The sequence below is a fragment of the Geosporobacter ferrireducens genome (assembly GCF_001750685.1).
GTDB lineage: Bacteria > Bacillota > Clostridia > Peptostreptococcales > Thermotaleaceae > Geosporobacter > Geosporobacter ferrireducens.
On sequence record NZ_CP017269.1, the window covers coordinates 564648 to 577419 of the forward strand.

Genomic DNA, 12772 nt, shown 5'->3' on the forward strand with positions numbered 1-12772 from the left:
ATGCCTCATTCGTGTCCAGTATTTTCTATGTTTATAAAAATGGCTTAAAAACCTATCTTCAACGTTATAAGATTTTTAAGCACATTTCAACGGAATTATTTATTTTGTATAAGCTCTAAAGCCATATCTAATACGGCTTTTGCATTCATAAGTCCATAAACGACACTATCGATAACCGCAGCTGGTATTCCTTTTGGATCAGTTATTTTTTTCACTTCATTCAAGGCGTATCTGGCTTGAGGTCCTAATAATACCACATCAACGCTGTCCAAAACATCATGGATTTCTGATGCTGCATAAGCATCAATATCTAACACCAAATTTCTTTCCTCTGCAACCTTCTTCATTTTGTTAACTAATAAACTGGTTGACATGCCTGCGTAACAAATTAAAACAATTTTCATGCCCCCAACCCCCTTTTATTTCTTAATTGTATTTAATCTCTCTCTTTGTTACACTAAGATCCGCACGAAATATCTTTTTCTTTCAATAGACTAGTAGAACAAAACTTTCCTTTGATATATCTATAAGTAAGCTTTCTTAGTACATATAACGTAAATCATGAAGTTATCCATAATTTTCCCTATGTGTTATTAATGGTACAATATTTATCATTGCGTTTCAAATAAATAATTTCCTTTCAATTAGGAAATTTCATTCGATATAATTGTGCATCACCCATAACAAGCGTAAAAAGAGCAACCCCAACTAAAAGGTCTTTTCAAACCTGGTTATATAAATACCTTTTTCAATTTCAGTCTCCCCAGTTTGATGATACCCTTTCTTCAAATATAGACTTACTGCAGGTCTGTTCTCTTCTCCTGTAGCTACAATGATTTTCGTTATATTCTCATTCTTTATCAAATTCGTTAGCAAGATTGATCAGCGCTTGCTCACACACTCTATAGATTGTCCAATCCAAGCACCACCATTCAAATCTAAATCTCTCTATTGTTCCTAACTCTTACAAGGATATCCTCTCGAATTCCATCATTATCCGCAACAGGAATATGCTTTGTATTATAGTACTCTATCACATCAATAATTTTTACACCTAGCTCAGAAAGCGTCTTCATAATACCTTCTACCGTATAACCCATGAATTCATGGGTTTTACCTTTACACGTACCCACAATAATTGCTTTTTTATTTGTCGATAGGCGGCTTCTCCAACCATTGCTATAATCGTTTAAACAAAAAGTCCTATCTAACAAAGCCTTCATTTGTGCAGTCATATTATAATTATAAGAGGGTGAAGCAAATATATATCCATCTACGATCTTCATCTGTTCAATGATTTTAGTTATGTCATCTTGAATGTTGCAAGTTCCTGCTTTGATACAGTATTCGCAGCCATAGCAGGTTGCAATATTCTTACTGTCTAAATAATATTTTTCTACGTCGATATTTTTCTCATTTAATCCCCTAATGATATAATCCGTCAGTAACTCCGTGTTTTTTCCTCTTCTAGGGCTACCTATCACCGCTATCCATCTTTCACCCATTTTATCCCCCCTAAGCTTTTAAAAATCTTCTTCACGTCTCAATATAGCATTGTAGTCATTTGAAGTTTCCAGAAGTCATCCTAGATATTGGCCCCGTTTCTAATATTTTACTATTCATACGCTCTATAGTCAAAACCCTATCCTCACATTGTTGTAAGGACAGGGTTCGCATATTCTTATCAAGCTACTGATCCTATGCCAGTTGTCCGTTGAACGGATATAATTCATTAAGACGATAAATTTTTGACTAAAAGCTCATTTAACTTCTCATAAATAAAAGCCTATCATCTTCTGATAAGCTTTTATTTATCAATTTGAATATTTGCTGATACCAAATTTTAAGAGACTTTTCTCTGTATCTCCTTAGATTCCTCTAATAATTTGAATCCATATTCTAATAATTGCTTAGATACAACCCATCTTCCTTCTTTTGAACTATTTAATACAACTGCAATTAAATCTATATCGTTTTTGCTGGCAGAAGAAATCAAACATTGTCCTGCTGCAGATGTATATCCTGTTTTTACCCCTGTTGCAAAAGGATAATAATGCGCATCATTTTTATTTAAAAGTAAGTTTCTATTTTTCCAATCACCGTTCTCAGGTTTTTGAACAAGTTCTTTAAAGGATCTGTTCTTCATTGCCTCTCTCGTAATAATACCCAGATCATAAGCAGTAGAATAGTGTTCGCTGTCATGATATCCATGAGGGTTCGTAAAGTGTGAATCCATCGCACCTAACTCCTTGGCCCGCTGATTCATTGTCTCCTGGAATTTACCGAGCGACGCTTCTATATCTAAATTTGGCTCGTTATTAATCTTCCTGGCTGTGTACACTGCAAGTGTATTTGCTGAATCGTTTCCCGATACCAACATAAGGCTTTCCATTAAATCATTCACAGAGATTTTTTGCCCTATCACTAATCCTGCCTTGCTGCTGTCCTCAGCAATTAGATTGATCTCTTCGCCTACTGTTATCACTTCATCCAGATCCCCATTTTCTATGACAAGCAAAGCCGTCATGACTTTCGTTGTACTTGCAGGATAAAGACGCTTGTGTTCATTTTGACGATATAAAATCTCACCAGAATTCTGATCCAACAGAATTACACTCTCAGCATCTAAAGCAGCAAGCATCACCTGTGCCGTTATTGGTAAAGAAAATATTATTATAACTAAAATAAATTCTTTCATAAAATCTCCTCCTTCAGTTATCCCAACCGCTTGTCCTTTTTTTAGTTTACAGCAATGGCCGTTTGCAAACCTCATGAGAGACTTAAAGATTTTATTAAGATTTTATTAATGTGGTAAAACTATTTTTGCTATTAACAAAAAAGAAGACTACAAAATAGTCTTCTCCTGCTTATGCTTTAATTTTAATTCAAAAACTGTCCGGTTCTGGTCGCTATAGGCTGCTATTTCTCCGTCGTGAAGTTCTACAATGCTTTTCACGATGGCCAGCCCCAGCCCTGTTCCTCCCATTTCTTCCGATCGTGATTTTTCCACCCGGTAAAACCGTTCAAATAGATAGGGTAAATCTTTAGAGGGAATTGGCTCTCCGTAATTTATTACCCGGATGAAAATATCTGTATCCTCTGTTAATTCTATATCCAGATATTTGCCTTCTTTTCCGTAGCGAATTGCATTCATGATCAGGTTTTCAAAAACTCTTACAATTAAATTTGCGTCTACTTCAGTAAAAATTTCTTTCTTTGCGGGAGATAAACGGCAGATCATATCCGCCTCTTGCAGTAAAGGTACAAACTCCTCTACCAGTTGCTCCATAAGTTCAACGATATTTAATCTTTTCAGACTTACATTCATTCCCCCGTAACTGACTCTTGTATATTCAAAAAGCTCATCTATCAGATTCTTTAACCTCAATGATTTGCTGTAAGCAATATCGGCGTAGTACCGGAGAGCGACTTCATCATGATAACGGTCATGAACAATCAAATCCAGGTATCCTAAAATTGAGGTTAATGGTGTACGCAAATCATGAGATACACTGGTAATCAGTTCAGTTTTTGTTTTTTCTGCGTTTCTCTCCTCTTCTATCGATTCCTTTAATTGTTTTGTCATATAATTAATATTTTGCGCCAATACCCCCAGCTCATCTGTAGTTTTTATGGGAATGCGAATATCCAATTTTCCCTTTGAAATTTGTTCGAGACTATCAGATATTTCCTCCAAATAGCGTATGCTTCTTTGGGTTAAAATAAAAAAATACACTAAAAAGAGTACAATCCCTGCCAATAATCCCAGGGGCACCACACCTATCCACCTATACAAAAAACGAAAAAATACTCTAAAGATCAATACATTGCCTGTTAAATACAATGCAAATAGCATTAGAAGCAAAACACTTACTACTGCCGCCCCAATGCTAATAACAAACAACAATATTATTTTCCAACGGATACTAGACCGTGCTTTCAAATTTATATCCTACCCCCCAAACGGTTTTAATAAAAAAGGGCTTCTTAGAATCTACTTCCATTTTTTCGCGTATTTTTCGGATGTGCACCCGTACGGTATTATCAGATTCTAAATAATCCTCTTTCCATACTTTTTCAAATATTTCATCCACCGTAAAAACTTTCCCTGGATTGCTTGCCAGTAAAAGCAGTATATCAAATTCTATCGGAGTTAGATTTATTTCCTGGTTAAATAGAATTACTTTATGGGTGCTTTTATTAATTGTCAGCCCATTACTGCTAATCTCATCCTCTTTAGCCGGATTCGCGGACTGCGGATTTAATTGTATATATCTTCGAAGCTGTGACTTTACCCTTGCGATCAACTCTAGTGGGTTAAATGGCTTGGTCATATAATCATCAGCCCCAGTGGCAAGTCCCATAATTTTATCTATGTCCTCTGACTTTGCACTCAACATCAGAATTGGAATATTATTTTCTTGACGTATTCTTCTGCATACTTCTAATCCGTCAATTCCTGGCATCATAATATCAAGAATCACTAGCTGAATAGATTCTCTATCCAAAACATCCAATGCAGCTATTCCTGTATTCGCTTTTATTACATGGTATCCTTCATTTACCAGATAGATTTCAATTAATTCCGCAATCTCTTTTTCATCCTCTACAATCAAAATGCTCTGTTTATCCATATCCCAATACATTCCTTTTTATTAAGCGTATTTTTTTGTTTCTTTAGTATTCTCTCCTTCTTTTCGTAAAGCATCCACTACTTCTTCTAATTCGAATCCACGGGAAGCCTTTACTAAAATTATCGACCCTTTTTGTAATACTTTTACGATTTGTACAATTAAATGTTTCTTATTTTTACAAGAAACCACTTTATTCTGAGGAAATCTTGGAGCTGCCATTTTTGCAATATAGCTGGCAAGAGGACCTATTGTAAACAGGTAGTCAATCTGATTTGGATCAATTTGCGCTCCAATCTCTTTATGAAATGCCACTTCCTCCTCTCCTATTCCTTCCATATCTCCCAGAACAGCTATTTTTTGCTGATAGTCTTTTAATCCATAAAGAGTCTCTAGGGCTGCACGGAGACTTGTTGGGTTTGATTTGTAGGAATCATTTAAAATTGTATACTTCGGAGTATGGATAAGTTCATTTCGCATTCCTGTTGCATCTACTTCTAATAATCCTTCCTTTATCAAGTCAAAGGATACATTGAAATAGCGTGCAACCGCTATCGCTGCCACTGCATTATACATCTGATGCTTTCCAAGCATGGGTAATAAAAATGTATGATGATCCATACCATTTAATTTAAAAGAAATCCCATCTTCTCTAATCTCCGTTATCGCAGGGCGGTAATTATTCGATGAATCCTGTCCAAAAGTTGTAATCTTCTGATCTAAATTCATGTCTTCTATTTTACCTTTTAGTATACCATCATCTCCAAAATATACAAATAGGCCATGCTCTTTTAATCCCCTCAAAATCTCCAGTTTTGCCTGATAAATGTTTTCCTTTGTTTTTAGTGTAGTCAGATGTGCCTCTCCAATATTGGTGATAATTGCAGCATCTGGCAACGCGATAGAAGTTAATAGCTCAATCTCTCCCAGTTCTGACATGCCCATTTCAATAACAGCCATCTCTGTACCTTCAGCAATCTCCAAAATCGTTAATGGTACGCCGAGATGATTGTTTAGGTTTCCAAAGGTTTTATGGGTTTTATATTTTGTTTTTAAAAGGCCGGCCAGAATATCTTTTGTAGATGTCTTCCCATTGCTTCCTGTAATTCCGATTACCTTCATAGGCAACTGCATACGGTATTCCTTTGCCAGTTTTTGAATGGCAGTCAAAGTATCTTCCACAAAGATAATCGGAAAGTCCATCTCCGGAAGGGGTGTATCCTTGTTCCACAAAGCGGCTGCAGCACCATCCCGGACAGCTTTTTCAATAAACTTATGCCCATCAAAATGCACTCCTTTTATCGGAATGAATAATTGATTTGCTGTAATTGTTCTTGAGTCTGTCGAAACCCCTTTTATAAGGATTTCTTCATATTCTTTCTTTAAACCAAAACCTCCGGCCATTTTTTCTACTTCTCTTAATGTACGTTGAATCATTTTTCCCACCTCGCGTTTAATATAGATTGCTGCTGCTCATACCGCTCAAATCCTAACTCAATTAATTTTTCAATGAGCTGTTTTTTTGTCATACCACTGGTTTTCTCACATAGAGCGGGAAACATGCTCAGCTTTGTTAATCCAGGCATTGTATTTACTTCATTAACAAAAAATCTATTTTTGTCTGTTACAAAATAATCTACACGTACAAGACCAGAGCAATTTAATAATTTAAAAATTGCGTTGGAAGTTTCTCGCATTTTTTGACTGATATCAGCTGGCAGTCTTGCCGGTATTACAGAAACCAGTTTACCATCCAAATACTTCGCATTGTAGTCCATAAAAGGCCTTTCCTGAATGAACTCTCCCACAACAGAAGCTATGGGGTCATCGTTTCCGACTACTGCTATTTGCATTTCCCTGCCAATAACCTCTTCTTCAATAACCAGTTTTCGATCGTATAAAAATGCTTCCTTCACTGCCTCTTCCAATTCCTCTCGATTTACACAGCGGTTAATTCCCACACTTGAGCCTAATCTTGCAGGTTTGACAAAGCAAGGATAACCAATAATTTTTTCAATCTCCTTGTAGGTATCCTGCTCATTATTCATCCACTGATTCAATGAAAAAGGAATATACTTTACCTGGGGAATATCTGCATTAGCAAATAAATCCTTCATCACAACTTTATCAATACCAGCTGCTGACGCCAGTACGCCATTGCCAACATAGGGAATTCTTAATAGTTCTAAGAATCCTTGAATCGTCCCATCCTCTCCGTTGGTCCCATGTAAAGCAGGAAATACAATACTTCTCTCTTCCTGCCGGAAATCTTTCATGAAAAATGATCCGATAGATTTAGCTGCTGAATCCGTACAGCTTCTCTGAAGCGTTTTTACATCTAGGATCTCTTCTTTAATTTTTTCTAGTGGAAACCATGCTCCCTTCATTGTGATATATACCGGGTATACATTGTATTTCTCTTTATCTAATGCATTCAATATAAAAGAAGCTGTTTTTAGAGAAATTTCGTGTTCTACCGACCTGCCGCCGTATATTACATAGACATTTGTCTTCATGTTCTCCCTCCTCCTTATGGGCATTTTTTCACTAAAGTTTAATATATCTACTATACTTCCACTACCGTCTTAAAGCTGTAATATGCCTAGTTTACGATATAATCTTCAAAAAGAACTCATTAAAGTCTTGAAGAATTTATTAAGATTTTATTAAGAAGGACAAAGGTTCTTTTCCTTCTATGAACTTATAGATATATGACTGAGAAGTTTAATTGATGGCCATTTATTTTATGGAACTTATACAATAAATCATCCGTCTAAATGATAAAAGGTCAATAGAGAACATTGAAAGGATGAGGATTATGAAGAAAATTAGTCAATATGCTTTAATATTAACTTTAAGTGCATCACTATTAGCTGGATGCGCAAATACTGAAGCAGCACCAAAGGATCAGCCGGAAGATATCTCCGGTATCCACCTAAATATCGATGAAGCCATGAAAGAAAAAGAAATCAATTTTGAAAATGTAAAATCAGTCGAAATGTTTGATTTAGACGATAAGCAAATCGATATACATTATGATGAGAAAGATATAAAAGATATTGCCACAGCTTACAATAAGAGTGAAATTACCTATGATCCTTATGTTATGATGATCAGCGGAAAACAAATGCGCATTACACTCAAGGACGATACGACCATCAATATTCACAGTTATGGCAGCACTACCCATGTGGTAGCATCCGGTGAAAACATCTCCTATCACTTGGTTAGTCCGGAAATTGCTGAAATTCTTCTAGGTGAATAACAACATAAGATGCATATAAAAAATAGATCCTGATTTTAGGATCTATTTTTTATATGCATCTATTTTGCTTATGACAGGGATTAAACCAAGCTGATGATCTGATCAATGACTTCTTTTCCTAGAATAATATTGTGCCCGGAAACACAGGTGTCGAAATCCATGTTCCTATATCTATAGAGCGTATCCAAATAAGTTTGCCTATCCGTATAGATGCTGGGTACAATTTCTTCTATGGTATCTCCAATATTATCACCTGCATTCAGCACTTTCTCTTTCTCATCCAGTACACTAATAGAATCGATTGTGTGTCCTGGTGTATAGATTAGTCTAATTTTATCTTCTTGAAAATACAGCTCTCCATCAAAAACCAAGTTTGGAAGGCATATTTCCAATTCTCCACGGGCATAGCGTTTATTCTTATGGATCATATTCTCCCATTCGGATTCAATCATTTCTCTAGAATGTTTATGGGAAATTATAATGCAATCTTCTAAAGCACTATTTCCCCATATATGATCCCAGTGATAATGGGTATTAATTACAATAATAGGCTTATTGTCATTTTTTATGTATTCCTTGACAGGGGCAATACTAATTGGTCCTAGTCCCGTATCAATAATATAATTGTACTTTTCCCCCTGAATCAAATAAAGGTTTAAATCCCACTCGGAAGAATAGGTAAATAATACGCCTCTGTTTTTAACTTTCTGAATTCTCATGATGGTATCCCCCTAGTTTTTATTCCATTGCGTTAGTCAATACATAACCCCATTTGTAAAGAGTCATAAAATTTGCCGTTGACAAAAAAATCTCTTGTTATTATCCCTTCTTCTAAAAATCCAAGCTTCTTATATAAAGAAATTCCTCGAATATTATCCACTCTAGCCCTCAGATTGATCTTTTTGACGATTCCCGAAACCTTACTCCAATCAATTAAATACTTTATAAGTGCTTCACCGATTCCGTTCCCCCAATATTCTTTCAGTACACTTACGCCGAATTCCCCAGTATGGGCCGTTCTGGATCTAAATCCACCGGTAAAGCTTAAATTTCCAATGACCTTTCCCTTTATTTCAGCAATGATAAACAAAACATTATCCTTCCCTAGGGTACTTTCAATAAAGACTTTCTCTTCTTCAATCGTTTTCTCAAATTCCCCAACTCCGAAGGTTAAAAAATCTGACTCTCCAGCAATTGTATGGACAAATTCCAGCATCGCTTTTGCATCTGATGGGACAGCTTTTCGAATCACAATCTTTTCCCCATTGGCAATGATCTCTTTCATAAATATAATCCCCCTATCAAATTTCTCAATACATGTTCATTACTATTCTATTCTTTTTTGATTAATCCTTTTCATTACTCTGTTTTTCTAGTATATCTCTTTAATTGTTGTTTTTTTATACTAATTCACTAAAAGTAAAAGCATCCCTTCAAATTTATAAAAATTGAAAGAATGCTTTCTGTCTTATCGAATATTAAGAAACTTAAACACTACAACCTCTATTAGGTATCACTTTACATGCTGCTACATCCCTTTTAACACAGCTTCCATGCCCTTTGTGTCGATGCTATCTAAATAGTTTACAACAGTTTCAACGAAACCATCATACTTCGTAAGATCTTCACCAAAGAATCCCTCATTAGAAGCAAAAGCGCTAACAAATTCAGGACGAGATAGTGCTTTGGAATTTTTAGCAAAAAACTCAAGTACCTCTAGATTATCTATGATCTTATATTCTTTACCCTTTCGATCACCAATCAGTGCACCGTTTTCGATCCTTGTGCCCGTATAGAAAGCCATTAGTGCAGCAAATGACAGTACAATACATGATGGCAGCTGTTCAAACTTTTCTATATAAGCCTTCATGCTTGGCAAAACTCTTGCTCTCCACTTAGAAACAGAATTTAAGGAAATTGCTAAAAGTTCATGATCGATATAAGGGTTTTTAAATCGCTCAATAACCGCATTTGCAAAAGAAAGTAATTCTTCCTGTGGTAAAGTAAGAGTCGGAATAATCTCTTCGAATAAAGTTTTTTTCATAAAAGACAGTATGATATCATCTTCCATACAATCACGCACAATATCCTTACCAGCAAGATACGCGGCAAGAACCATGGAGGTATGGGCTCCGTTTAAAATACGGACCTTCCGCTTTTTGTATGGTGTATGATCATCTACAATCATGACAGGTAATCCTGCCTTTTCAAATGGCAATTCGTCGGCCAGTGTCTTAGGCCCCTCTATTACCCAAGATGCAAATACCTCTGCTGTATTTATTAATTTATCTTCATAATGGTTCTCTGCATTTAGATTTTCTGCCTCTTCCCTTGGATATCCTGTAACAATCCTGTCAACAAGCGTACTACAGAATATATTTTCTGCAGTTACCCATTTTGTAAAATCCTCTCCTAGATTCCATTTTGATGCATATTGGTCAACACAATTTTTTAATGCTATGCCATTGTTATCAATCAATTCACAAGAGAGTATAACAAATCCTTTTCCTTTTTCCCCACCAAAGACCTTAAACCGTTCATACAGCAGTCTTGTCAACTTAGCCGGAAAGCTTGAAGGAGGAGCATCATCCATTTGATCCTTTGGCTCAAATACAATTCCCGCCTCGGTAGTATTGGAAACAATATATCTCAATTCAGGATTTTTCGCATTATTTAAATAGGCCTCAAAATCTTCATAAGGATTAATTCCTCGACTGATGCAGCTGATAATACGCTTCCGATTAACCTTCTCTCCATCTTCAAAGCCACGCAAATATAGTGTATACAAGCCTTCCTGCTCATTCAACACACTGACAAGTCCATTGGCAATGGGTTGAACAACAACAACTTTACTATTGAAACTTTGTGTTTCATTGAGGATATCAATAAAATAATCAACAAAACCACGTAGAAAATTACCTTCTCCAAATTGCAAAACACGCTCTGGAGCCTCTTTTAACCTAAAGGAATTATCATTTAAACTTTTTAATGCTTGATAGGATAAACGTTTCATTTATAATAATCCTCCAATTTAATAATTCTTCCCTTATTCTTCTAGAAGAACAGATCAACTACGCCAACCGAGAATAACGGAACAAAAGTTAATAGCATTAGACAAATAAAAAGTAATATATAGAATGGTACAGCTTCTTTAATAAAGTCTTTAATTTTACACTTTGTTATACCACAGGTTACAAACATCAATGCACCCATCGGTGGTGTAAGACAACCTACCGCCATATTAAAGATAAAAATCATGGCAAATTGTATTTCATGGATACCATATTTTGCAGCTACCGGTGCCAATAGTGGTACCAATACAATCATTGCTGCATTTCCCTCTATAAACATACCTACAAACAACAAGAATAAATTCACTACGATAAGAAATATATACTTGTTAGAAATCATATTAACAATCATCTCTGTCATTTGCTGCGGAATACGTTCTTTGGTAAGTATCCATGCAAAGGCAGATGCAGCACCTACAATAAGCATAATTGCAGCCGTCGTTGTAATGGTCTCCTTCAATCCTTTGATTACATCCGAAAACTTCATCTCACGATAAACCGCCCCCAGGATCAAAGAATAAATAATTGCAACAGAACCTGCTTCCGTTGGGGTAAATATCCCAAGTCGAATACCCCCAATGATAATAACCGGTAAACAAAGCGGTAATGCAGCTTGCCATAATGCAGACAAAAATTCGTTTATTGTTATTGCTTTCTGGCGAACAGGCTTATACCCGCGCTTTTTAGAGATAATCGATACAAGTATCATCATTGAAACACACAATAACACCCCTGGTCCTATACCGGCTATAAATAACTTCCCAATGGAGACATTGGCGATAGAACCATAAATAATCATTGCAATGCCTGGCGGAATAAGTGGTGTAATCATAGCAGAAGCGGCAGTAACCACAGAAGAAAATTCTTTAGAAAAACCCTTTTTCTCCATCTCAGGTACCAGCATCTTCGATTGCATTGCTGCGTCAGCCAGATTTGAACCTGATAATCCGCCCATAAGGGTAGACAGTAATACATTTACCTGTGCGAGACCACCGGACATTCGTCCAGTCAGGATCTCACAGAAATGCATTACACGCTTTGTAACACCTGAATAATTCATAAATACACCTGCGCAAACGAAAAACGGAACCGCAAGCAGAGGTATACTTTCAACACCTACAATAACACGCTGTGCAATAATTTGTGTCGGAACATTTGGCGTAAGTGAAAAATAAGCTACAGAACCAGCTAATACAGAAGCGAAAACCGGAACTTTTAAAAATAGAAGAACCAACATAATAATAGCAGCAATCCCAACAGCACTTATACCCATTCCTCTTCCCCACCTTCCATATCAACCTTTTTCGAAAATACAGACATTGCTGTCATTATGGTATGATTTATCATCATTAGACCGCAGCCAATAGGAAATGCTGAATAGATTACAGGATAGGGCACATCTAAGATGTTCGTCATTCTACCCGTTTTCAACAGTTGCATTACTAAATTTGTTCCATGGGTCATCAGATAATAGAGTATAAACATAACAACAAAATAGTTAAATATATCTACAATCTTTTTAGCAGTGGAAGGTAACCGGTCAACGATTATATCAATTGCTACATGGCTGCCGCTGCGGAATGCTGCGCTGGCACCAAAAAAAACTACCCATATAAAACACCAAAGCTGCACTTCCTCCTGCCAAACAAAGGGATTATTTACAAGATATCTCATCCATACGCCAGAAAAAGTTATGATGATTAATATGATCAACGAAATGCCTGCAATGACCATATCTAAATTCAGCAAACAGTTTAGTGCCTTATTTTTCAATTTCATATTTGTCACGCCTTTCATGTTATAAT

General features: G+C 36.1%; 13 protein-coding genes. 1 reads left to right on the forward strand and 12 read right to left on the reverse strand.

Features of this window, described 5'->3' with window-relative positions; genetic code table 11:
* Positions 1–95: 95 nt before the first annotated feature.
* The 7 genes from Gferi_RS02860 to Gferi_RS02890 form a co-directional block, all read right to left on the reverse strand.
* Positions 96–404, reverse strand: coding sequence for a PTS sugar transporter subunit IIB (locus tag Gferi_RS02860; RefSeq protein WP_069974205.1), 309 nt, complete (start codon positions 402–404; stop codon positions 96–98).
* Positions 405–938: 534 nt separating this feature from the next.
* On the reverse strand, positions 939–1505 hold the full coding sequence (locus tag Gferi_RS02865) for a flavodoxin family protein (RefSeq protein ID WP_069974206.1): 567 nt from the start codon (positions 1503–1505) through the stop codon (positions 939–941).
* Between the two features lie 338 nt (positions 1506–1843).
* Entirely contained in the window at positions 1844–2698 is an 855-nt protein-coding gene (locus Gferi_RS02870) for a D-alanyl-D-alanine carboxypeptidase family protein (protein WP_069974207.1), read from the reverse strand.
* 147 nt (positions 2699–2845) lie between these two features.
* A complete protein-coding gene (locus tag Gferi_RS02875; RefSeq protein ID WP_207645792.1) occupies positions 2846–3943 on the reverse strand; it encodes a sensor histidine kinase in 1098 nt (365 codons plus the stop codon).
* Positions 3927–4634 (reverse strand): response regulator transcription factor, encoded by a 708-nt coding sequence (locus Gferi_RS02880; protein ID WP_069974209.1) that lies wholly within the window; start codon positions 4632–4634, stop codon positions 3927–3929. Before Gferi_RS02880 ends, Gferi_RS02875 begins: the two co-directional genes overlap by 17 nt.
* A 21-nt stretch (positions 4635–4655) precedes the next feature.
* The gene (locus Gferi_RS02885; protein WP_069974210.1) at positions 4656–6068 is read right to left on the reverse strand and encodes a UDP-N-acetylmuramoyl-tripeptide--D-alanyl-D-alanine ligase; all 1413 of its coding nucleotides are present in this window, start codon (positions 6066–6068) and stop codon (positions 4656–4658) included.
* Positions 6065–7147, reverse strand: coding sequence for a D-alanine--D-alanine ligase (locus Gferi_RS02890; protein WP_069974211.1), 1083 nt, complete (start codon positions 7145–7147; stop codon positions 6065–6067). Before Gferi_RS02890 ends, Gferi_RS02885 begins: the two co-directional genes overlap by 4 nt.
* A 302-nt stretch (positions 7148–7449) precedes the next feature.
* Here Gferi_RS02890 and Gferi_RS02895 point away from each other — a divergent pair, with 302 nt between their 5' ends.
* Positions 7450–7896, forward strand: a complete 447-nt coding sequence (locus Gferi_RS02895) for a hypothetical protein (protein ID WP_069974212.1) — start codon at positions 7450–7452, stop codon at positions 7894–7896.
* An 80-nt stretch (positions 7897–7976) separates the two neighbouring features.
* Here Gferi_RS02895 and Gferi_RS02900 read toward each other — a convergent pair whose 3' ends face one another.
* From Gferi_RS02900 to Gferi_RS02920, 5 genes are all read right to left on the reverse strand, one after another.
* Positions 7977–8615, reverse strand: coding sequence for an MBL fold metallo-hydrolase (locus tag Gferi_RS02900; protein WP_069974213.1), 639 nt, complete (start codon positions 8613–8615; stop codon positions 7977–7979).
* A 32-nt stretch (positions 8616–8647) separates the two neighbouring features.
* Positions 8648–9181 carry a GNAT family N-acetyltransferase gene (locus Gferi_RS02905; protein WP_069974214.1) on the reverse strand — a complete coding sequence of 178 codons (534 nt, stop codon included), beginning with the start codon at positions 9179–9181 and terminating at the stop codon, positions 8648–8650.
* A gap of 243 nt (positions 9182–9424) precedes the next feature.
* On the reverse strand, positions 9425–10909 hold the full coding sequence (locus Gferi_RS02910) for a tagaturonate reductase (protein ID WP_069974215.1): 1485 nt from the start codon (positions 10907–10909) through the stop codon (positions 9425–9427).
* A gap of 41 nt (positions 10910–10950) precedes the next feature.
* Entirely contained in the window at positions 10951–12240 is a 1290-nt protein-coding gene (locus tag Gferi_RS02915) for a TRAP transporter large permease (RefSeq protein ID WP_069974216.1), read from the reverse strand.
* The gene (locus Gferi_RS02920) at positions 12231–12746 is read right to left on the reverse strand and encodes a TRAP transporter small permease (RefSeq protein ID WP_069981274.1); all 516 of its coding nucleotides are present in this window, start codon (positions 12744–12746) and stop codon (positions 12231–12233) included. The genes Gferi_RS02915 and Gferi_RS02920 overlap by 10 nt, the downstream gene beginning before the upstream one ends.
* Positions 12747–12772 lie beyond the last annotated feature (26 nt).